The organism is Rhodothermales bacterium (genome assembly GCA_039944855.1).
Classification (GTDB): domain Bacteria; phylum Bacteroidota; class Rhodothermia; order Rhodothermales; family JANQRZ01; genus JBBSMX01.
This window is the reverse complement of record JBDUXZ010000020.1, coordinates 257,312-278,428: the sequence shown is the minus strand read 5'-3', so window position 1 is coordinate 278,428 and position 21,117 is coordinate 257,312. Positions and strand designations below refer to the sequence as shown.

Annotated in this window: 16 protein-coding genes; 4 read left to right on the top strand and 12 right to left on the bottom strand. The window is 70.2% G+C overall.

Going from position 1 to position 21,117, the window contains the following annotated elements; genetic code table 11:
• Positions 1 to 2: 2 nt before the first annotated feature.
• The 5 genes from ABJF88_10265 to ABJF88_10245 all read right to left on the bottom strand — a co-directional run bounded on the left by ABJF88_10265 (position 3) and on the right by ABJF88_10245 (position 5,974).
• The gene (locus ABJF88_10265) at positions 3 to 905 is read right to left on the bottom strand and encodes a hypothetical protein (protein ID MEP0547304.1); all 903 of its coding nucleotides are present in this window, start codon (positions 903 to 905) and stop codon (positions 3 to 5) included.
• Positions 906 to 1,086: 181 nt separating this feature from the next.
• The gene (locus ABJF88_10260; protein MEP0547303.1) at positions 1,087 to 2,025 is read right to left on the bottom strand and encodes a branched-chain amino acid transaminase; all 939 of its coding nucleotides are present in this window, start codon (positions 2,023 to 2,025) and stop codon (positions 1,087 to 1,089) included.
• Positions 2,026 to 2,166: 141 nt separating this feature from the next.
• The gene (locus ABJF88_10255) at positions 2,167 to 2,883 is read right to left on the bottom strand and encodes a glycosyltransferase family 2 protein (GenBank protein MEP0547302.1); all 717 of its coding nucleotides are present in this window, start codon (positions 2,881 to 2,883) and stop codon (positions 2,167 to 2,169) included.
• Positions 2,884 to 2,945: 62 nt separating this feature from the next.
• Positions 2,946 to 3,779, bottom strand: coding sequence for a hypothetical protein (locus tag ABJF88_10250; GenBank protein MEP0547301.1), 834 nt, complete (start codon positions 3,777 to 3,779; stop codon positions 2,946 to 2,948).
• On the bottom strand, positions 3,776 to 5,974 hold the full coding sequence (locus ABJF88_10245) for a carboxypeptidase regulatory-like domain-containing protein (protein MEP0547300.1): 2,199 nt from the start codon (positions 5,972 to 5,974) through the stop codon (positions 3,776 to 3,778). Before ABJF88_10245 ends, ABJF88_10250 begins: the two co-directional genes overlap by 4 nt.
• A gap of 139 nt (positions 5,975 to 6,113) precedes the next feature.
• Between ABJF88_10245 and ABJF88_10240 the strand changes: the two genes are divergently transcribed.
• Positions 6,114 to 7,901 carry a right-handed parallel beta-helix repeat-containing protein gene (locus tag ABJF88_10240; GenBank protein MEP0547299.1) on the top strand — a complete coding sequence of 596 codons (1,788 nt, stop codon included), beginning with the start codon at positions 6,114 to 6,116 and terminating at the stop codon, positions 7,899 to 7,901.
• Between the two features lie 147 nt (positions 7,902 to 8,048).
• Here ABJF88_10240 and ABJF88_10235 read toward each other — a convergent pair whose 3' ends face one another.
• Entirely contained in the window at positions 8,049 to 8,534 is a 486-nt protein-coding gene (locus ABJF88_10235; protein ID MEP0547298.1) for a GNAT family N-acetyltransferase, read from the bottom strand.
• Between the two features lie 97 nt (positions 8,535 to 8,631).
• Here ABJF88_10235 and ABJF88_10230 point away from each other — a divergent pair, with 97 nt between their 5' ends.
• Complete coding sequence (locus tag ABJF88_10230; GenBank protein MEP0547297.1) at positions 8,632 to 8,778, top strand: lmo0937 family membrane protein; 147 nt, start codon at positions 8,632 to 8,634, stop codon at positions 8,776 to 8,778.
• 72 nt (positions 8,779 to 8,850) lie between these two features.
• Here the strand turns inward: ABJF88_10230 and ABJF88_10225 are convergent, their stop codons facing one another.
• The 3 genes from ABJF88_10225 to ABJF88_10215 all read right to left on the bottom strand — a co-directional run bounded on the left by ABJF88_10225 (position 8,851) and on the right by ABJF88_10215 (position 13,618).
• On the bottom strand, positions 8,851 to 9,927 hold the full coding sequence (locus ABJF88_10225) for a transporter substrate-binding domain-containing protein (protein MEP0547296.1): 1,077 nt from the start codon (positions 9,925 to 9,927) through the stop codon (positions 8,851 to 8,853).
• A gap of 84 nt (positions 9,928 to 10,011) precedes the next feature.
• Positions 10,012 to 12,021, bottom strand: coding sequence for an FG-GAP-like repeat-containing protein (locus tag ABJF88_10220; GenBank protein ID MEP0547295.1), 2,010 nt, complete (start codon positions 12,019 to 12,021; stop codon positions 10,012 to 10,014).
• Between the two features lie 76 nt (positions 12,022 to 12,097).
• The gene (locus tag ABJF88_10215; GenBank protein MEP0547294.1) at positions 12,098 to 13,618 is read right to left on the bottom strand and encodes a magnesium chelatase; all 1,521 of its coding nucleotides are present in this window, start codon (positions 13,616 to 13,618) and stop codon (positions 12,098 to 12,100) included.
• A gap of 228 nt (positions 13,619 to 13,846) precedes the next feature.
• Here ABJF88_10215 and ABJF88_10210 point away from each other — a divergent pair, with 228 nt between their 5' ends.
• A complete protein-coding gene (locus ABJF88_10210) occupies positions 13,847 to 17,380 on the top strand; it encodes an NF038122 family metalloprotease (GenBank protein ID MEP0547293.1) in 3,534 nt (1,177 codons plus the stop codon).
• A gap of 117 nt (positions 17,381 to 17,497) precedes the next feature.
• Positions 17,498 to 18,004, top strand: coding sequence for a hypothetical protein (locus ABJF88_10205; protein ID MEP0547292.1), 507 nt, complete (start codon positions 17,498 to 17,500; stop codon positions 18,002 to 18,004).
• On the opposite strand, the gene ABJF88_10200 is transcribed toward ABJF88_10205, so the two are convergent.
• The 3 genes from ABJF88_10200 to ABJF88_10190 form a co-directional block, all read right to left on the bottom strand.
• Entirely contained in the window at positions 17,981 to 19,060 is a 1,080-nt protein-coding gene (locus tag ABJF88_10200) for a hypothetical protein (protein ID MEP0547291.1), read from the bottom strand. The two genes, ABJF88_10205 and ABJF88_10200, sit on opposite strands and share 24 nt — an antisense overlap.
• A 141-nt stretch (positions 19,061 to 19,201) precedes the next feature.
• Positions 19,202 to 20,380 carry a trypsin-like peptidase domain-containing protein gene (locus ABJF88_10195; protein MEP0547290.1) on the bottom strand — a complete coding sequence of 393 codons (1,179 nt, stop codon included), beginning with the start codon at positions 20,378 to 20,380 and terminating at the stop codon, positions 19,202 to 19,204.
• A 97-nt stretch (positions 20,381 to 20,477) separates the two neighbouring features.
• Positions 20,478 to 20,924, bottom strand: a complete 447-nt coding sequence (locus ABJF88_10190) for a hypothetical protein (protein ID MEP0547289.1) — start codon at positions 20,922 to 20,924, stop codon at positions 20,478 to 20,480.
• Positions 20,925 to 21,117: the final 193 nt, after the last annotated feature.

The window sequence follows — 21,117 nt, the reverse complement described above, 5'->3', positions numbered from 1 at the left end:
CGCTACTTCGGCGCCACTTCGGAAAGGTAGATCCCGGCCTGCTGCGTCGTCCCCGCGCTGTACGTCCCGACCCACACGTTGTAGTTGCCCGACTGCGGCTGCGCGAGGTGGATCACCGGATCGCGCCCGCTCGCGTCATCGCTGCACACCCACGAGCCGTCGGGGAGGTTCACGAGGAGGGTCGTGTCGGACGAGGCCCGCACGTAGATGTAGAGTGGGTACGAGCCCGCCGAGTAGTTCACGTCGATGTCCGGCTGCGAGGCGTTGATGTAGCCCGCGCACCCCGCCCCGGAGATCGGGTTCGCATCGCTGCCGCCCGCCTGTACGTTCGTGATCTGCGGGTCGGGGTTGAAGCCGGCCGCGAGGTTCACCGTGCCGTAGAGCGGCGTGGCTCCGATGTTCGGCTGGCTCGACGTAGTCGCGGTCGGGGTAACGGCGGCCGTGTTCTGCTCGGTGATGCGGACGGTCGCGGGGGCCTGCGCGTTCGCGTTGTACGTCGTCACCCAGATGTTGTAGTTGCCGCTCTGCGGGCTCGTGAACCGGACGCTCGGGTTCGAGCCGTCGCCGCTGTCGTCGTCGCAGACCCACGTCCCGTCGGGCTGGTTGATGAGGAGGGCCGTATCGGTCGCCGAGTCAGCCGAGATCGTGAGCGGGTAGCTCCCCGCCGTGTAGTTGAGGTCGATGTCGGGCTGCACCATGTTGAGGTAACCGACGCAGCCCGTCCCGCTGATTGGGTTCTGGCTGTTGCCGCCGGCCACCACCTGCGTCACGAACGGGTCCGGGGAGAAGCCCGCGCTGAGGTTGGCCGTCCCGTAGAGCGGGGCCGCGCCGATGTCGGGCTGGGCCAGCGCCGGAAGTGCGAGAACGGGGAGGCAGACGAGCAGGGCGAGCGCACGCTTCAGCATGGGAGTACCGGATAGGGGAGGGTCGACGCGACGCTGGAAAGTATCAACCTACTCCACTCAATCCTTAAAAAACAACAGCGTTTGCCGGATCCGCTGCGCCGCCAGACACGACGGAGGGCGGACCGGGATGCCCCGGTCCGCCCTCGAAACGCTTGCTGCCTTCGGCGCTTGCCGGCGGCGCTCAGGCCGTGATCTCTTCGGCCTTCGCCTTCGGCTCGACGACCTGCAGCCACTCGGTGTGCTCGGAGCGGCCCTCGACGACGTCGAGGTACGCGGCCTGCAGCTCCGCCGTGATCGGCCCACGCCGGCCCGCGCCGACGGTGATCTGATCGACCGAGCGGACGGGCGTGACCTCAGCGGCGGTGCCGGTGAAGAACAGCTCGTCGGCGATGTAGAGCGCCTCGCGCGGGATCAGCTTCTCCTCGACCGAATAGCCGCGCTCCTTCGCGAGCGTGATGATGGTGTCCCGCGTGATGCCCGGCAGCACGGAGAGGCCGGTCGGCGGCGTGTAGAGCTTGCCGCTCTTGACGATGAACAGGTTCTCGCCGCTGCCCTCCGAGAGCAGGCCGTCCACGGAGAGGGCGATGCCTTCGGAATACCCGTTCTTGATCGCCTCCATCTTGATGAGCGAGGCGTTGAGGTAGTTCGCGCCCGCCTTCGCTAACGACGGCGTCGTGTTCGGCGCGTTCCGGCTCCACGACGACACCTGCACGTCGACGCCCTGCTCGAGGGCTTCGGGGCCGAGGTACTTCCCCCACTCCCACACCGCGATCACCGTTTCGACCGGGTTGTTCAGCGGGTTCACGCCCATCGGCCCGTGCCCGCGGAAGACGATCGGCCGGAGGTAGCACGCCTTCAGCTCGCTCTCGGCCACGGTCGCGACGCAGGCGTCGCAGAGCTCGTCCAGCGAATACGGGATCTCCATCCGGTGGATCTTCGCCGAGTCCACGAGCCGCTTCATGTGCTCACGAAGGCGGAAGATGGCGGGGCCGTTCTCGGTGTTGTAACAGCGGATCCCCTCGAACACGGAGGAGCCGTAGTGGACGACGTGGGAAAGGACGTGGATGGTCGCGTCTTCGTAGGCGACGAGTTCGCCGTTGAACCAGATCTTATACTTCATGTACGCGGGGTCAGGTAAGATGAGCGATGGGACGGGGCCGGGCCCGCCAAGATACAGAAGCATCGGGGCGACCCAAAGTTTCGGAAGCGCTTCCATAGGATAACGCCTCCGTCGCCGTCGCGCCACCCCCGACAGCCCTTTTCAGCGCCCGGCGCCCGGCACGCGACGCCCGGGCGCCGGGGCGACGGCGTAGCGCCCGATCGTCCACAGAATCTTGGCCGACGCTTTCGCCGTGCCGGCGAGCGTGCCCGTGATCTTCGAGACGCCGATGCGGCGGCGGTACGACACCGGCACCTCGGCGCAGCGCAGCCCCGCCCGCACCGCTTTGATCTGCATCTCGACGGTCCAGCCATACGTCGTGTCCTGCATCCCGAGCGCGAGGAGGTCGGCGAATCGAATGGCGCGGAACGGGCCGAGGTCGGTGAAGCGCGCGCCCCACAGCCAGCGCATCAGCGCGCACGCGAGCCGGTTGCCGACGAGCGCCTGCGGCAGCATCGCGCCCGGCTCCCGCTCCCCCGTCACGCGGGAGCCGACGACGAAATCGGCCTCGCCGCGGCGGATCGGGGCGAGGAGGAGGTCGAGTTCGTCGGGGTGGTCGCTGTAGTCGCCGTCGAGGAAGACGACGACGTCGGGGGTACGGGTGCGGGCGTAATCGATGCCGCGGAGGCAGGCCCAGCCGTAGCCCTGCCGGTCTTCGCGGAGGACGGTCGCACCGGCCGCCGCCGCGTTCCGCTCCGTCTCGTCCGTCGACGCGTTGTTGACGACGACGACTTCGGCGACGTGGTCGGGGATGTCGCCGATGACGCGGCCAATCGAGCGGGCCTCGTTGAAGGCGGGGATGATGACGAGCGTGCGCATGGGGTCGGGGGATCGGGAGCCGCAAGCTACCGCACAGCGGGCCGCCGTTCCTCGCGATGCCCTCACGCCCCGCCCTGCGCGTCCACGAAGCCGATGGCCTCGACCGCCGCCGGCGCGAGCGTCCACCCGGTCTCAAAGCAGGCCGCCGCGCCGAACGCGCCCAGCCCGCTCGACACGACGCCGCCGCGCTCGTCGACGAGGTCGTAATTCAATTGGAGGTCCACGAGGGCGACGCTCTGCCCGTCCCCCGGCTCGACGCCGAGCACCGTGCGGATCGCCCGCGCATCGCGCAGGAGGTTCACGACGACCTCGAAGCCCCCCGCCGACGGGACCGAGCGGGAGACGTACTCGAAGCTGAACGGGACGGGCTCGCCGCCGCTGACCCGCTGCACCGTGTACGTGACGCGCACGTCGCGGGGCCGCAGGTCGCCCTCCAGCACCAGCCCCTGCGTCACGATCCCGTCGACCACACTCGGCGCGGGGACGCGGAGATCCGCCTCCGCGGGAACCGTGATCTCGGCGGCGCTCCCCACGCCGGGCACACCCGGCAGCGCGGCTTCGACCCGGTACCGCACGCCCGGCTCGGGGCGGAACGGGGCGTAGAACACGGTCCCGAGCGTCCCGTCATCGAGCAGCACGAGCGAGTCCCGCCACGCGATCCGCTCTCCCGTCCCCAGCGCCGTCGAGGTCACGCGGGCCGTGACGCGGTTCGTATCCAAGTCGGTGACGGGCTGTACGCGGACGAACTGCGTGTCCCGCCGCGCGTCGAGGAAGCCGTAAAGCGCGAACGCCGGCTCCGCTTCCACGAACGGGTCGAAGGCGTCGCTGCACCCGGCGGCGAGGAGGGCAGCGAGGAGGACGAGCGCGGGGAAGGGGCGCAGGCGGTCAGCGCTCATCGGACTTCGACGCGGAGGCCGAGCGAGGGGATGAGCGGGAACTGGTCGACGCGGTCGGCGCGGAAGGTGTCGTAGTAGAAGAAGTTGGCGCGGTCGGTGGCGTTGATGACGCTGGCCTGCAGCGTGAGGAGGGCGGCGCGGAAGGCGAAGTCCCGCTCCAGCGAGAGGTCGAGCCGGTAGTACGCGGGCGTGAGGCCGCGGAACGGCGCCGCTTCGGTCAGGACGGTCGGCGCGCCGGGCTCGGTGACGAAGCCGCCGCTCTGCTCGACCGTCCCGAGGTCGTCGTAAACGCCGAGGAGGCGGGTGAACGGGCGGCCGGACGTGAGCTGCCAGCGCGCCGCCAGCCGCCACGCCCCGCGCGTCCACTCGCCGACGAGGTTGAAGCGGTGGCGGCGGTCGTGCGGCGGGCGGTAGTCCTCGCGCGCGTTGCGGTATTCGGAGGCGGAGAGGCCGTAGCCGGCGTAGAGGTAGAGCGGGGCGCGGCGCCACGTCGCCCGCAGGTCGAGCCCGTAGACCTCGCCGTGCGAGCGCACGAGCCCGCGGTCGCCAAGGAGCACCTGCACGTCGGCGAGTTGCTTGGCGTAGCCCTCGGCGCTCAGCTCCAGCCCCGCCACGGGCCGCGTCTCGACGCCGAGGATCGCGTGGAGCGCGCGCGGCGTCGGCGCACCCTGGGGGATCGAGGCCCACGCGAGGAACACGTCGCCGATGTCGCGCTCGTTCGTGAGCCCGATGATCTCCTGCCGGTAGACGCCGAACGCGGCGCTGAGCGTCGTCGCCGGGCTCGCCGCCCACGAGGCGCGGAGGCGCGGCTCCAGCGAGACGGACCGCCGCTGCGCGGGGAACGACTGCATCCGCAGCCCCGGCTCGACGCGCACCCCGCGCCCGAGGTCGAAATCGGCCTCGATGAAGGCGTGGCCCTCCGTCGTGTTCTCCGCCGCCGGGCGGCCGGCGCGGTCGAAGGTGTAGTCGAAGTTCAGCGTCTGCCCGCCGAAGCCGAGGCGGACGTCGGCGCGGTCGAGGAAGTAGGCGAGGCCGAACGTCCCGCCGAAGCTCTTCACGTCGGCGTCGCGGGCCGGGGCGCGCTCGGGCTCGAACGACGAGCGGTAGGCCGAGTAGTTCACCGTCACGTCGAGCGCGGCCGCGAGCGAGGTCGGGAGGTAGAAGAAGCGGGCGCCGGCGGCCTCGTTCGTCCAGTCGACGCGGGTCCGCTCGTCGGCGGAACCGCTGATGTCGCCCGAATCCGTCGTGCGGAGACCGGAGAAGGTGACGAACGAGGCCGGCCCGGTGAAGGCGTGGAACTTGGCGAAGGCATCGCCGAAGCGGTACGGGAGCGGCTCTCCCAGGACCTCCTCCGCCACGCGCTCGACGACGGACTCGCGCACGCTCACCACGAACGACGCCTCGTCGCGGACGACCGGCCCCTCGACGCGGATCGAAGTCAGGAACGGGGCCACCGACGCCGCCCCGCCGAAGCGCTGCTTGTCGCCATTCCGCGTCTGCACGTCGATCACCGACGAGATCCGCCCGCCGTAGCGCGCGCCGAAGCCACCGGCGTAGACGTCGGCCGTCTGCACGATCTCGGCCGGAAACGCGGAATAGAACCCGACGATGTGGAACGGCTGGAACAGCCGCATCCCGTCGACGAGCACGAGGTTCTCCGTCGGCGTGCCGCCGCGGACGTAGAGCTGCCCGCCGCGGTCGCCGACGGTGACGATGCCGGGCTGCACGGTGAGGAAGCTCGCGAGGTCGGCGCTGAGGTCGGGCGAGGGGATGAGTGCGATATCGGCCGGGCGGACGCGGATCAGTCCGGCGGGCGAGGCCGTCGGCGCGAGGCCCTCGCTTTCGACAGTGACGGCCGCCAGCTCGGCCTCGTCGGGGCTCAGCGTGATCGCCAGCTCGACCCGGTCCCCGAAGTCCACCGCGAGCGTGTCCGCGAACGGTTCGTAGCCGAGGAACGTCGCCGCGAGCGTGTAGCGCCCCGGCAGCAGGCCCGCGAACGCGAAGCCGCCGTCCCGGTCCGTCGCCCGCCCGAACTGCCGCCCGTCCTCGCTCTCGACGACCACGTTGACGCCCGCGAGCCCCTCGCCGCTCTCGGCGTCCGCGACGACGCCCACCACCGCCGCCCGCTGCCCGAACGCGGCGGGGCCCCACACGGCGGCACAGCACAGCAGGAGAGCAGGGAGCAGGAGGCGCATCGGGGCGATGATCGAAAAGCGGCCCCAAAGATAGCACGCGCCCTCGCCACGCCCCATCCGCTTCGCAGGGCCCCGCGCCGTGCCCTGCCGAGAGTGCGAGGACCGGTGTATGTTGCGACGCCACCCGACCTCTGACCGTTTGTTGCTCCGTCGCCTCGCCTGTGCTCTCGCCGCGCTGCTCGCCGTCGCGGGCGGTCCCGCCGCCGTCGCTCAACCCATCGGTTCCGTCCTCTTCGTGGACGCCGACGCCACCGGCACGGCCGACGGCTCCTCGTGGGCCGACGCCTTCCCCGACCTCCAGCAAGCGCTCGCCGTGGCCGCAGCCGGCGACGAGGTGTGGGTGGCCGAGGGCACCTACCTCCCGGCCGAGGGCGGCGTGGTCGACCGCGACGCCTCGTTCGTGCTCGTCTCCGGCACCGCGCTCTACGGCGGGTTCGACGGCACTGAAGGCGCCCGCGACGAGCGGGACCCTGAAGTGAACGTGACGATTCTATCGGGCGACCTCGGCGTGCCCGATGATCTCAGCGACAACGCCTATCACGTCGTCGTGGCGAGCGGCGTAGATGAGAGCACGGTGCTCGACGGGTTCACCGTGACGGGCGGCAACGGGAACGGGGCGAGCCCACGCAACCGCGGCGGGGGGATCTACGCCGAGAACAGCAGCCTCGTCGTGCGCGACTGCCGGATCATCGAGAACCGCGTCGTGCAGACCGACGGCGAGGGCGGTGGGGGCGGCGCGTTCTTCGGGAGCGGGGGGACGCCTAGGTTCGAGCGGGTGGCGTTCGAGCGGAACGACGGGGCGCTCGGGGGCGGCCTGTGGCTGTTCGAGGGCGTGGACGCCGTCGTCGTCGACGCCGCCTTCGTGGAGAACACGGCCGACTCCGGCGGCGGGATCAACAGCAACCAATCCACGCTGACCGTCGTCGGGACGTCCTTCGTTCGGAACGTGGCGGATCGCGGGGGAGGCGGGATCTCCGTCCTCATCGGGAGCACGCACCTCCTCAACGCCGGGTTCTACGGGAACGTGGCCGAGCCCGGCGGCGCCTTCGGCCTGAGCCTCGGGGCGGGCGTGAACAGTTCCGGCCCCCTCACGGCGACGAACGTGACGTTCGTCGGCAACATGGCTGAGAAGGCGGCGGGGCTCTCGGCCGGGGGGAACGACGGCTACCTCCTCACGAACGTCACGTTCGCCGCGAACGAGGCCCTCGTTGAGGGCGGGGCCGTCCGCATCTCCAGCGGGTCCGACCTCCTCCTGCGGAACTCCGTACTCTGGGGCAACGGCGACGAGATCGCTGAAGTGGCCGGAACCTCCACCCTCCGCCACGTCCTCGTCGCAGGCGGCTGCCCACCGGAGGCGACGTGCGAAGCCCTCCTCGACGCCGACCCGCGCTTCGTGCGTGTGCCCGACCCCGGCCCTGACGGCGCGTGGGGCACGGCCGACGACGACTACGGCGACCTCCGCCTCCGAGACGACAGTCCGGCGATTGACTTCGGCCTCACGAGCTTCCTCCCGTCCGACGCCTTCGACCTCGACGGCGACGGCAACACCGCCGAGCCGTTGCCGCTCGACCTGGCTGGCGAGGCGCGCGTGGTCGGCGCGTCGGTGGACCTCGGGGCCTACGAGCGCCCGGCCCCGGTCGCCGCCGAGTCAGAGCTTGCAGGCCCAGATGCCGTCACACTCGGCGCCTACCCGAACCCGGCGCGCGGCCCGGTCAGCGTGTCGCTCGCGCTCGGTCGGTCGCAGCGGGTGGAGGTCACGGTCTACGACGTGCTCGGTCGCCGGGTAGCGCGGCTCCACGACGGCCCGCTCGCCGCAGGCCACCACGCGCTGGCGTTCGACGCGTCGCGGCTTGGGGCCGGGCTCTACCTCATCCGCGCCATCGGCGACGGCTTCAGCGCAGCGCAGCGCGTGACCACCGTGCGTTAACCTCGCCCTGTCATTGCGAGGAGCGCAGCGACGTGGCAACCCCGCAGGGCTCGGCGCAGCCCATCTCCTCCGGTCTGCTAGCCCTGTGGAGATTGCTTCGCTCCGCTCGCAATGACAGGAAGGGTGGGGCCGTCCGGACCTGAGGAGTCAGTCGGCCGCGAGGGAAGCGAGCGCGTCGCCGGTGAGGCGCATCGTCGTCCACTCGTCCATCGCCTGCGCGCCGAGGCGTTCGTAAAAGGCGATGGCGGGCGCGTTCCAGTCGAGCACGGCCCACTCCATCCGCACGCACCCGCGCCGCACGGCCTCCGCCGCGACCGCCCGCATGAGGGCGAGGCCGAACCCCGCGCCCCGGTGCTCGGGCCGCACGAAGAGGTCTTCGAGGTGGACGCCCCAGTTCGTGTGGAACGTGGAGTAGACCGGGAAGGAGAGGGCGAAGCCGGCCGGCTCGCCGTCGTCGGTCTCGGCGATGAAGCCGTCGAGCCGGGGATTAGCGTCGGGCCGGAGGTGGGCGCTGAGGGCGTCCTCACGACAGCCGGCCTCGGCTTCAGGGAGGAGCTTTTCGTACGCCGCGAGCGCGAGGATGAGCGAGCGCAGGAGCGGGGCGTCGTCGGGCGTGGCGGAACGAACCGGCATATGCGACTTTAAAGGTTAGTCTCTCAAAAATGTCGGACTCCGTGCAGCATACGAACCGACATCCCCTTCTCCTTTCTCTTCCTCTGGAGGTTTGCGCATGTTGTGGACGATCCTCGTCATCCTCATCATCCTGTGGCTGCTCGGCTTCCTCGGCGGCGTCGGTGGTAGCCTCATCCACCTCTTGCTCGTCATCGCGCTTATCGTGCTGATCTACAACCTCGTCACGGGACGTAAGGCGGTGTAGTCCGATCCACCGCCCCCCGTCTTCCGCGCGGGCGTCCCGGCTTCGGGGCGCCCGTTTTTTTCGTCGCCGGCGCTATCGCGCGCCCTGCAGGTAGCGGTCGAGGGTCGCCTGCCACGCGGGGCCGTCGATGCGTTCGAGCACGGCGCGGCTGAAGCGCTCGCGCAGCGGCGAGCCCGCGGGCACGGCGAGGGCCCACTGCTGCGGCTCCGCCTTCGTCGCCGACACCTTCAGCGACTGCATCCCCCGTTCGCTGATCGCGTTCTCCAACACCGGCGTCGCGTCCACAACCACGTCGATGCTGTCGCGGTCGAGCGCGTCGAGCGCAGCGGCGAGCGTGGGGAACGGGCGGACCCGCACGCGCTCCGCGTCGAGGAAGTCCGCGGCGACGGTGCGCTCGACGACGCCGACCGTCTGCCCCCGCACATCGGCCGGGAGCGAGGCTGACGCCGAGCCCGACTTCAGCCCGAGCGCGGAGACGAGCGCGGCGGTGAGCGCGGCCGTCACCGCCATCGAGATCAGCATCCACACGAGGGCGAGCGCCCGCCCGCCCGTCGTCTTCGGCGCTTTGTCGCCGTAGCCGATCGTCGACATCGTGACGCCCGCCCAGTAGAACCCGTCCCACACGCCGCCGATGCTCTGCCGGAAATCGTCCTCGTTGTCGCTCCGCTCGACGAGCCACGCGATGACGCCGACGAGGAGGAGGAGGACGGCGATGCCGAGTGCGAACTTGAGAAACGTCGGCGAGAACAGCCGCTTGGCGACGGCCCACGCGCCGTCCGCCCGTGGTTCGGCGATGCCGAGGGTGGCGGTGTAGTACGGGAGCGTGAAGTCCACGCGGCGCTCGGCCTCGGCCGAGGCCGGGGCCGTCAGCCCGACATCGGCGCGCCCGCTCGCGACGGCGTCGAGCACGCCGCCGTCGGGCACCTCGTCGAGCGCGGCCTCGAACCCCTCGGCCCGTCCGATCTCGCGCCACAGCTCGACGGCGATGCCATCCCACGTCCCATCGTCGTTTTTGATGGCGAACGGTGGGGCCTCGTGCACGGCAGCCACGAGGCGTTGCGCAACAGGCGTAGCAACCGAGTCCGTGGGCTGAGCGACGACAGGGAGGACGAGGCCGCAGCAAGCCACGGCGGCGAGGAGGAGGCGCATCGGGGAGAAGGGCGAATGGAGAGGGGCCGGTCTAACCTACGTTCCGCCCCCGCTCCCGTTCTCTCTCCGCCCCGCTTTCCCGACTCAGTCCATGCGCATCATACGCACGGTGGCCACCTCGCCTCGGCCCCCGAACAGCCGGAGCACGTACATCCCGGCAGGGTATCGGCCGAGATCGAGTTGTGCCGCGTGAGCGCCCGCACCGCGCACACCGAGCGCAGACCGCTCCACGCGCCGCCCGAGCGCATCGTAGACCTCCAGCCACACCGACTCGGTGGTTTCTAGCTCGAAGGCTACCGTCGCTTCCGTGCGTGCCGGATTCGGCCACACCTCTAGCGAGAGCGCGTCCCTCTCCGGTCCGGCTTGGCTCGCCACGTCCGGATTGTTCGTGAAGCGGAACGGGTCGAGGCTCGTGCGCGGCGTGTGCCCGTCGCTCGCCACCACGGCCCATCGATATTCCCCCTCGGGCGAGAGCATCGTGGCGGGCACCGTGAGCGTCGGCTCCGCCGTCTCAAATGTCGTGTCCGCGCCGTCGGGCGAGGCGAGATGGACCGTGTAGCTCACCGCACCGGCCTCGGGATCGGTCGCGGCGTCCCAGGCGAGCGTCACCGCTTCGCCGAGCGGGACCGCGGCTCCATTCGCCGGACTCGTGAGGCCGAACATCGCGGGTGGCCCGTTGAGGCCGAGCCCTTCGACGACCGTGATCGCCTGATTGGCGGCGACGCCCGAGATCGTCTCGACGGTGCCACTCGGCCAGCGGATCGTCACGTCAGCCGTGGTCGCCGTGCCGAGGCCGAAGTGGGCACGGAGGCCGTGGCTCTGCGCCATGAACCCGTCGCCCGCCGTGATCTCGCGGACCATCGAGAGATCGCCTGCCGCGACCTCGACACGCGCGCCGACACCATCGCGGTTGGAGGCGACGCCGGTGAGATCGACGGTGAGCCAGCCGTTCGTCCCGCCGTCGTTGAGGAGAAGCGCGTCAAAGGTTTGCCCCCGGTTATCCCTCGCGGCGGGCATGTAGAGGTCCGACCAGCCGTCGCCGTCCACATCGCCCGAGGCTACGGGTAGCCCGACGAGGGAGGGAATCCGCGCCGCCGTGGTGATGTCGGTGAACGTACCGTCCGCGTTATTGCGGAAGAGCCGCGAGCCTTCCGGGTCGTTGACGACGAAGAGGTCGACCCAGCCGTCGTTGTCGAAGTCGGACGCGGTGACGGTCCAACTGTTGTCTTCCGTCGGTCCAGCCACGCCGGCCTCCGTTGCTACGTCGGTGAAGGTGCCATCGGCGTTGTTGTGGAAGAGACCATTCGTCCCTGCCAGGTGGCTCGGCATGTTGCTCGCGAAGAGGTCGAGCCAGCCGTCGTTGTCGTAGTCGAGCCATGCGACGCCCCACGTCGCGCGCGCATCGTCCACGTCGGCTGCCGGAGCGACCTCACTGAAAACGCCGTCGTCGTTCCGATACAGGAGGTTCTCCGTCGTCCCCGCGCACAGTCCCACGTACACATCGGTGTCCCCGTCGCGGTCGTAATCGGCCGCCATCATCCCGTAATCGCCTCGATTGAGCTGGGGGAGCGCCTCGCTACTAACGTCGGCGAATGCCCCGTCCCCGAGCCCCCGGAGCAGGAAATCGATGCCGACATCGTTGCCGAGGAGGACGTCGAGCGTGCCGTCGCGGTCGTAGTCGAGCAAGACGGACCCCTGCACGAGAGGGATCGAAATGTTCAGCCCTCCTCGGCCTGTGAAGGGCCGGAGCGCCTCGTGGGCCGGGGTGTACCGGTAAATCTCCGGCTCCTGGGCCTCGAGCACGAGCACATCGAGGAGCCCGTCCCCGTCCACATCCCCATGGATGGAACCGAGCGGGAACGCCCCGTCGAACGCGACGGGCTCGAAGCCTCCGTCGCGCTGGAGCAGCAACGTGTGCGTGTTCGCGAGGTCCGTCCGCCCGTCGCCGTCAACATCTACGACGGCCCCTCCCCCAAAGCCTCCACTGACCAGCCCGTCGGGCAAGAGATTCGAGGCATTCGTAAAGGTCTGAGCCGATACCGGGAGCGTCGTAGCGAACGCGACGAGCGCGCAGACGAGCAGGCGAGGCGACATAGCGGAGCGCGGAAGGTGTGCTCCAAGAACGGTTAGCCACCCCTCATGTGCAAGGGCATTCTACCGTGCCTCCGCCTCACCCGCCGAAGCGGCGGCGGTAGTCCTCGAAGTCGTCGTCATCGTCGTCGAAGCGGCCGATGGAGCCGAGGACGGAGCCCATGATGTCGGCGTATTTCAGCCGCGCGTCCACGCGGTCCTTCCCGATGAGCGACTGCTGGTGCAGCGCCTCGACGACGAACTCCATCGCGCTCGCCGTCTCGGCCGGCGTCGTCGGGTTCGTCTGCTTCTTTACGATCTCGCGCAGCCCGTCGACGGCGTCGAGCGCCTTCGCGTAGGCGTCGAACGGCATCTCCGGCCCGAGGTCGAGCGTGTTCCCCTTCGAGAACCACCCGAGCACGGGCTGGTAGCTCTGTCGCCCCTGCTCCTTGTCCGCCGGATCGGGGAAGTAGCGGGTAAAGATCGAGCTGACGGCCTTGCCGATGAGGAGCTGCGCGACGCTCTGCGCCCCCTCCTGCTCGCCCTCGTAGACGAGTTCGACCTTCCCTGTGATCGCGGGCTCGACGGCGACGAGGTCGCCGATGCGGACCGTCGTCTCGGCCTCGTCGCTGAGGAGCGCGCGGCGCTCGGCGGCCGAGATGAGGTCTTCGAGCGCGGCCCGCGTCAGCCGCGCCGACACGCCGGACTTCTGGTCGATGAACTCGCTCTCCCGGGCCTCGAAGGCGATCTGCTCGACGATCTCGCGGAAATAGTGCGGGACGTGGACCGTCACGGCGTCGTCGCCGCGCTCCTGCCACGCCTCCTGCTTCGTGATCGCCACACCGATCTCGATCGTACGCGGGTAGTGCGTGATGATCTGGCTGTCGATCCGGTCCTTGAGCGGGGTGATGATGTTGCCGCGGTTCGTGTAGTCCTCCGGGTTCGCCGTGAACACCATCGCGAGGTCGAGCGGGATGCGGACGTTGAAGCCGCGGATCTGGATGTCCTGCTCCTCCATGATGTTGAGGAGGCCGACCTGGATGCGGGGCTGGAGGTCCGGCAGCTCGTTGATGGCGAAGAGGCCGCGGTTCGTGCGGGGGATGATGCCGAAGTGGATCACCTCCTCGTCGGCGTACGTCAGCTTCTGCGTCGCCGCCTTGATCGGGTCGATGTCGCCGATGAGGTCGGCGATGCTCGTGTCGGGCGTAGCGAGCTTCTCGCCGTAGCGGGCGTGCCGGTCGACCCACGCGATCGGCGTGTCGTCGCCGGCCTCCGCCACGCGCTCGCGGGCAAACTTCGAGACGGGCGCGAACGGGTCGTCGTGGATCTCGGAGCCGGCGACGATGGGGAGCCACTCGTCCATCAGGTTCGCGAGGAGGCGGACGATCCGGCTCTTGGCCTGGCCGCGCAGGCCGAGCAGGATCATGTCGTGCCGGGCGAGGAGGGCGTTCTGCACCTGGGGGATCACGCTGCGGTCGTAGCCGAGGACACCGGGGAATACGTCCTCGCCCGCGCGCAGCTTCGCGATCAGGTTGCCGCGGAGTTCGTCTTTGACGGAGCGGCTCCGGTAGCCGGATTCACGGAGCGCGCCGAGGGTCGAGAGGTCGGGAGGGGAAGCCATACGGCAATCTTTCAAGGCGGGTTGAAAACGTCACCGCTACCACGCGACGCAACCGAGGCTGTTCCGTCCGCTGCGCCCCGGACTATCGCCACCGGCATTTAGGTCAGACACATGGTTTTGACAGCAGGCATCCGAGGGAGTATTATCCCCGGCATACTCGTTCACACGAACGTCATCGGGGCCGCCCGGCTCCGCCCCGCCCGCCTCTACCACTCGCTCGATTCCGCCATGTCGCTTTCGCTTCTCCCAACCAGGCTTGACTTCCGCCGCCGGCTGGCTCAGGTAGCCGCAGTCCTCCTCGGGCTCGCACTCTTCGGCGCGCCCGCTTTCGCGCAGAGCGCGCCCCACAACGGTCACAGCGCCGCCGAACACGTCGAGGGCAGCACGTTCGTCCTCAAGGCCGGCCCCGACGGCAACCTCGTCTGCGAGAGCGCGACGGAGACCGAGGTCGCTGCCCTCAGCCGCGCCGCCGCCTCGCCGAACTTCACCGTCTTCACCTCGACGAACGAAGAGCGCGACATCACGGGGATGCGCATCCTCCTCCGCGGGACGGACCAGATCCTCGAGTTCCCCGCCGCCCTCCTCGCCTTCCGCCGCGCCGCGGCCCGGTGGGAGCGCGCGATCTCGACCCCCATCACCACGGTGATCGACGTCGACTTCGGCCTGAATCGGTTCAGCGGGGGCCCCTTCCCCGAAAACGTCCTCGCGAGTGCGACGACGGCGGAGCGGACGTTCGCCGGCATCGGCCCGGCCCAGATCGTGGACGCGCTCCTCGCGCAGAACGGCAGCGACCCTCAACTCGCCGCCCTCTACAACGGCATCCCCCTCCCGACGCCGTCCACGGCCGGCCCCGCCCTCCAGACGGCCGTCGTCGCGCGCCCCATCGCGCAGGCGTTCGGGTACCTCCCCGCCGAGGCCGACCCCGACCCCGTCGCAAACCCCTTCGGCGAGTTCCCGACGATCGGGTTCAACGCCGCGTTCACGTGGGACTTCGACCCCACCGACGGCGTCACGACCGGGCAGTTCGACTTCGAGGCCGTCGCCGTGCACGAGATGGGCCACTCCCTCGGGTTCCGCAGCATCATCGGCCAGGGCGGCCCGCCGCAGAACCGCTTCGCTGTGTTCGACCTCTTCCGCGTGCGCCCCGACGCCGTCACGCCGGGCGAGCCCCTCGATGACGGGCTCGGGTGGGAAGTGGCCCCGCGCGTCGTCACGCCGGGCCCGCCGAGCCCCGACGTCGTCCAGGTCTTCTTCGATGGGAACCAGGAGCTCCCCCTCTCGACGGCTACGGGCGGGCGGCAAGGTGGCGACGGCGAGCAGGCCTCGCACTGGCGCAACAACTCGCTCGGCACGCCTTACATCGGGATCATGGACCCGGACTTCGCCTCCGGGACGGTCGGGGATTACAACGACAACGACCTCCGCGCCTTCCAGACGATGGGCTATCAGGTGACCTTTGACGTGCCGCTCGTCACTGCGGACGTCACCGTCAACGGCGTGCCCTACGACGTCCAACTCCCCGACTCCCTCGTCTACCTCGACCTCGGTGACGCCGCTCCCGGCGGCTCGGTCGACCTCGAGGTCGGGCTCACGAACACCAGCACCGGCGAGACGCTCGACTACTCCGCTGAGGTCGAGGTCGCGGTGTCGTTCCCGGCCGACGCCCTGCAGTCCCTCGTGCTGAGCTCGACGGGCGGCGACGTCGCCCCGGGCGCCAGCGAGACGATCACGCTGTCGGCCGGCGCTTCGCAGCCGGGCGTCTTCTACGGCACGCTCCGCGTGGAGACCAACATCGACGGCGTACTCCTCTTCGAGGTGCCCTTCACGTACTCCGTCGGCGGCGCCACGCCGCCCCTCCTCGCCCTCTCGTCGGAGACGATCGGCGACCTCGGCGACTTCGACGACGACGCGGGTGAGAGCCGGCCCCTCATCACGCTCACGAACGACGGTGGCCTCGTCCTCGATTACGAGGTGAACATCTCCCTCGAGACGGACGGCAACCCCTTCCCCTTCGACCCCTCAAACGGGTTCAGCGGCAGCGGCGACCCCATCTTCGTCACGCCCTCGTCCGGCTCGCTCGACGCGGACGCCTCGCAGGAGATCACCGTCACCGTGGAGGGCGGCCTGCTCGCGCAGGGGTTCTACCGCGGCGAGGTCGAGATCGTCACGAACTCGCTGGAGTTCTCGGCGGCCGGCGTCCCGCGCGGGTTCACCGACAGCGAGGGCAACCGGGTCATCCAGGTGGTCGAGACGTTGCCGTTCACGCTCACCGTCGGCGACCCGCTGCCGCCGATCCTCGCGGTCACGGACGATCCCGCCCCGGTCTCCGTTCCCGCCGACCGGACGGCCCCCACGGAGCTCACCGTCGAGAACACGGGCCAGGCCCCGCTGACGTTCGTTCGCGTGCTGGAGCCGGCGCTGAGCAGCTTCACGATCCCCATCCCCCGTTCCGCCGACGCGCTGGCTGGAGCCGACGCGGCCCCCACGGACCTCTCCGACTTCCTCCGCGCGACTAACGCGGCGCGAGGGACGAAGAGCGCCGCTCGCGGTGCTGTCGGGGACTCGCTCTTCGCGATCGTACTTCCCGACGCCAGTTCCACCGCCGCAGCCATCGCGCTGATCCCCGACGGCCCCCTCCTCGTCGCCGACGCTAACGACGGGCCGACCTACGTCATCCGCTCCGACCTCAGCGCCATCGACGCCGTCCTCGACGGGTTCGTAGACAGCGGCGCCAGCGGCCAGGTCCTCGGGCTCACGTACGATGACAAGAACGAAACCCTGTGGTACGCCACCTCCGGCGGCGAGGTCTTCGAAGCCACCTTCGGCGCGACGATCGAGCCGACGGGGCGCTCGTTCACCGTGGACTTCTCCGCGGGCAGCATCGCCTACAGCCCCGAGCTCGACGCCTTCTTCATCGCGCAGCGGCAGTCCACGCTCGTCTACGCCGTCGATAGCGACGGCGAGGTGCTCCCGGGCTACCCCGTCGAGACCCCGAGCCGCGGCGGCGTCGTCCCCGGCATCACGGTGACGGACGGCGTGCTCGAAGTCCTCACCGATAACCGGCTCTACACCCAGGTCGACCAGTTCGGCCGGCTCTTCGCCGAGAGCGAGGAGGTGGAGGTCCCGCTCACCCGCCTCGGTGGGTCGCAGCGGATCAACGGCTTCCTCCGCAGCACGCGGGACCCCGACGGCGTGTTCTACTACCTCACGCGGCCGGGCGGCGGCGAGGTCCGCGTCGTCGGCGTGGACCCGACGGACCTCCCGGTCTACACCCGGGCGATCGTCGAGGCCGGCGAGCCGCTCTACGGGGTCGGCTTCGACCCCGGCGACAGCGAGGCGTTCGACCTCGTCGTCTCGCCGCGCGGGCTGGAGCCGGGGAGCTACACCGAATCGGTGGCGTTCCTCACGAACAACCCCGACATCCGCATCGCCCTGACCACCGTCGACATCATCGTGGAGATGGGGACGCCGGCCGAGGCGGGCGCCACGCTCCCGACCGCCTTCGCCGTCCACCAGAACTACCCGAACCCGTTCGCGGCCCGCACCACGGTGCGGTTCGACCTCCCGAGCGCGGCGCGGGCGACGGTGACGGTGTTCAACGTGCTCGGGCAACGCGTGGCCGTCCTCCTCGACGATGAGACGCTCGAAGCCGGCGCCCACACCGTCGACTTCGACGCGCGGAGCCTGGCGAGCGGGACCTACCTCCTGCGGGTCGAGGCCGACGCCTTCGTCGGGGCTCGACGGATCACCGTCGTGAACTAACAGTCCCGCGGCACTTCGACGTGCCTACGGCATTTCAGACGGCGGCGGCTCCTCGGGGCCGTCGCCGTCGCCATGTATCTACCCTCCGCCCCTATGCGCCCTCGTCTCCTTCGCCCCGTGCCTCTCCTATCGTACGTCTTGCTGCTCGGGCTCACCGTGGCCGCGTGCGCGCGCGTGCCGGAGCCCGGCGCGTCCGAAGATCCGCCCGCTCCCAGCGCGGAAACCGAAACGCCCGCTGAGATGAGCCATAGCGAGCCCGACCCGGCCGAGCCCAGCACTGCACCGGCCACACGTGCCTCCTCGCCCCCAACGCTCACCACGTTCCGCGAGGGCGACGGGGCGACGGCGAACCTCACGTTCCGCTCGGACACTGGCGTGGCGGTCAGCGGCGACGCTCCGCTGCTCCTCGTCGTGGACGGCGACACCCTCACCGTGCCCTTGACGGCAGGCCCGGCACGGTTCACCGAACCGGAGGGCGCCGTCGTAGATCAGGCGAGCTACCACCTCGACGCCGACGCCTTTCGCACGCTCGTGAACGCCCGCGCCGATGCCGTCACCGTCCACGTCTCCCAAGGCGACGGCTACACCTCGTATCCCTACCTATCGGGTGACACGATCGAGTGAGGCCGCGGCGTCCCCGTCCGGCGTCCAGCGGAGGAACGTCAGTCCCGGCGCCGGCTTCGTCGTGAGGACGACGAACTCGATGCCCCCGGCGACGCGGCGCGCGGCGAGGTCGACGGCGTAGAAGTCGTTGTCGACGCGGGGGTCGGGCTGCATCAGGCTCCGCTCCAAGAGGAGGCGCGGCCCGTCCGGCCCGGCGTCACGGCGGAAGACATCGATGTGGACCCAGCCGGGACGGGCGTTGAGCACGAAGAGGCGGTCGCCGACGGCGGCGGCGGCGGGCGAGAGCAGCGGCGGCTCGTCCACGTCGCCGACGGCCCAGAGCCGGCTCCGCTCAAGCTGCGGCGAGTCGAACCCGGCGAGGGTGAGCGTATCGAGGACCGCACCCGGCGCTGTCTCCGGCGTGAGCACGTCGACGACGGGGCGGTAGCCGGAAAGCACGAGGAGCGAGTCGCCCCACGAGCGGAGAAAGCCGAGGTGCCGCCAGAACGGCCCGGCGAGGTCGTAGCGCGCCCGCTCGTCGCCGTCGGGCCCGAAGTGGTAGAGCCGCGCGCCCTCGTCCTCGGGCGCCGTTTTGTAGAACAGCCCGCGCTCGGTCAGGAGCGCGTTCCCGTTCCGCTCCTCCGGCACCGCCACGCTCCGCACCACGTCGTCGCCCACGACGAGGTCCACGCGGTAGCTCCCCCGGTTCAGCACGGCGACGGTGTCGCCCCGCGTCCCGGCGAGGAACGGGAAGCTGAACGACTCCCACTGGAACGCGCTGCGGTACACGCCCTCGGTGTCGAAATAGACGAGCGCGCCGCGCCGCGTCTCAGCAACGACGATCCGGCCGTCGGGGAGGAGGGCGAAGCTCGTCGGGAATTCGAGGATCGCCTCCGGCGGCGGGACGACGCGGCGCACGAACGCGAGCGTGTCGACGGGTACCGCCTCGGCGATCGTGCGCGAGAGCGAGTCGCTGGCGAACAGCTCCCGGTTCAGCTTGCGCTGGTTCGACGACGGGAGGCAGCCGGCGAGCAGCACGGCGGCGAGGAGCGGCGAGAGGGCGTAGAGACGCAGCATGCTGCGTCTCGTGCTGCGTCGGGACGGGTGGTGGGAGCAATGCATCGGAGGCGGGTCGGTGCGGGGGAGCACAGAGGATAGCGGATGGCACGGGGCGACGGCGAGCCCGCCCCCATTCTCAACCCTCTATTCTCCCGCCCGTCACGGCGTCGCCGCGAGCACGAGGGCCACCTCGCGCTCCTCGCCGTCGCGGAGCACGCGGAGCTGGACCGTCTCGCCGGGGCGGCGGCTGCGGAGGAGCGCGCTCGCCGTCGCCGAGTCCGGCGTGCCCTGCCCATCGACGGCGAGGATCACGTCGTAGGGCTGAATCCCGGCAGCCTCGGCGGGCGAGTCCGGGTCGACGCTGATCACGAGGAGTCCGGCGTCCACGTCGAGGTCGAGCATCCGGGCGGCGCGGGCGTTGAGCGCGCGGACGTTGAGCCCGGGCGGCGCAGGCCGCGCCACACGCCCCGTCTCGCGGATCTCGTCGACGATGCGGCGGACGCGCCACGCCGGCGTCGCGAACCCGATGCCGACCGAGCCGCCCGAGCGCGAGAAGATGAACGTGTTGACACCGATCACCTCGCCGAGCGCGTTCACGAGCGGGCCGCCCGAGTTGCCCCGGTTGATGGCGGCGTCGGTCTGGATCATGTCGCGGAAGACGCGGCCCTCCTGCGGCGCGAAGTCCCGCCCGACCGCGCTGATGACGCCGACCGTCACGGTTGGCTCGGCCGCTTCGAAGAGCCCGAACGGGTTGCCGAGCGCGATCGCCCATTCGCCGACGTAGAGGTTCTCGCTCTCCGTGAAGGCGAGGTAGGCGAGCGGCGCGTCGGGCTCGACCTTGATGAGCGCCACGTCGCTCTCAGGATCGGTCCCGACGAGCCGCCCGTCGAGTTCGCGCCCGTCGGGGAAGCTGACGGTGATCCGCGTCGCATTCCCCGCGACGTGGTCGTTCGTGACGATGTAACCGTCGGGCGAGATCACGAAGCCGCTGCCGACGCCCTGCACCTGCTGCTGCTGCACGCGGCTCTGCCGTTGCCCGAAGAAGTATTCGAAAAACGGGTCGTTCGAGAACGGATCGCGGACGCGCACCTGCCGCACCTCGATCACGTTGATCGACACGACGGCGGGCGCGACGTGCTCGACGGCGCGCGTGATCGCCGTCTGCCGCTGCTGGTAGATCCCGTCCGTCACCACGCCCGGCGCAGCTGGAGGCTCGACGCGCTGCGGCGGCGGCATGTCGGTGCCCGGCGGGATCTGCGACTGCGCAGGCTGGCGGCACCCGGCAAATACGAGAAAGGTGAGGAGGACGGTGGACAGACGGATCGCAGGGCGGGGCATGGGCTCGGGCGCTTGGGGAACGCGAGGGCATACGAGAGTCGCGCCCCGCTGTTTCTGCGGCGGGGCGCGACGTGGCGCGCTCGGCCCGAGCAACCTGCTACCGCCGGCGCAGCGTTACGCCCTCGGGCTCGTCCGCGCCCTCGGCCGTGATGATGATCTGGTCATCGTCGATCTGCCGCGCCGTGAGTGTGTGCGCGCCGTCGACCTCGAACGTGACGTAGTCATCGCCCTCGTCGAGCACGCGGAGGTCGCCCTCGACGCGCTCGTAGCCGCGGTCGCCGCCGTAGGGGACGACGCCTTCGTACCGGCCGCCTTCGAAATCGAGGAGCGCCGTGTGGATCTCGTCGCGCCAATCGCCGCGGAGCGCGCGGCGGAGCGGCGGCATCTCGGCGAGTTGGTCGGCCATGACCTCCTCACGCATATCGAGTTCGTCGGCGCCCTCCGTCATGTCGAGGTCGGAGTCGGCGGGCTCCACGTCGGTATCGACGCACCCGATGAAGGCGAAGGCGAGGGTCGGCAGGAGGAACAGCAGTCGGCGTAGCATGGCGGTCGGGGATGGGGAGGGCGCGAGGCCCTCGGGGTTAGAAATGAGATCAGTTTGCTCTATTGAGAAGCTCTCCGCTTTGTCATCCCGAGCGTAACGAAGTGGAGCCGAGGGCTCTCTGCGGGCACGGTTTCGATAGTCTGCTGTGAGCTTCCCCGGAACGATCCTTCGGCTGCGGCCTGCGGCCTCCGCT

Coding starts and splice junctions, on each gene's coding strand:
- ABJF88_10225 (MEP0547296.1), bottom strand. CDS start 9,927: ATGCGCCTCCTCCTCGCCGCCGTGGCTTGCTGCGGCCTCGTCCTCCCT.
- ABJF88_10200 (MEP0547291.1), bottom strand. CDS start 19,060: ATGCTGCGTCTCTACGCCCTCTCGCCGCTCCTCGCCGCCGTGCTGCTC.
- ABJF88_10230 (MEP0547297.1), top strand. CDS start 8,632: ATGTTGTGGACGATCCTCGTCATCCTCATCATCCTGTGGCTGCTCGGC.
- ABJF88_10210 (MEP0547293.1), top strand. CDS start 13,847: ATGTCGCTTTCGCTTCTCCCAACCAGGCTTGACTTCCGCCGCCGGCTG.
- ABJF88_10265 (MEP0547304.1), bottom strand. CDS start 905: ATGCTGAAGCGTGCGCTCGCCCTGCTCGTCTGCCTCCCCGTTCTCGCA.
- ABJF88_10190 (MEP0547289.1), bottom strand. CDS start 20,924: ATGCTACGCCGACTGCTGTTCCTCCTGCCGACCCTCGCCTTCGCCTTC.
- ABJF88_10255 (MEP0547302.1), bottom strand. CDS start 2,883: ATGCGCACGCTCGTCATCATCCCCGCCTTCAACGAGGCCCGCTCGATT.
- ABJF88_10250 (MEP0547301.1), bottom strand. CDS start 3,779: ATGAGCGCTGACCGCCTGCGCCCCTTCCCCGCGCTCGTCCTCCTCGCT.
- ABJF88_10245 (MEP0547300.1), bottom strand. CDS start 5,974: ATGCGCCTCCTGCTCCCTGCTCTCCTGCTGTGCTGTGCCGCCGTGTGG.
- ABJF88_10195 (MEP0547290.1), bottom strand. CDS start 20,380: ATGCCCCGCCCTGCGATCCGTCTGTCCACCGTCCTCCTCACCTTTCTC.
- ABJF88_10260 (MEP0547303.1), bottom strand. CDS start 2,025: ATGAAGTATAAGATCTGGTTCAACGGCGAACTCGTCGCCTACGAAGAC.
- ABJF88_10220 (MEP0547295.1), bottom strand. CDS start 12,021: ATGTCGCCTCGCCTGCTCGTCTGCGCGCTCGTCGCGTTCGCTACGACG.
- ABJF88_10235 (MEP0547298.1), bottom strand. CDS start 8,534: ATGCCGGTTCGTTCCGCCACGCCCGACGACGCCCCGCTCCTGCGCTCG.
- ABJF88_10215 (MEP0547294.1), bottom strand. CDS start 13,618: ATGGCTTCCCCTCCCGACCTCTCGACCCTCGGCGCGCTCCGTGAATCC.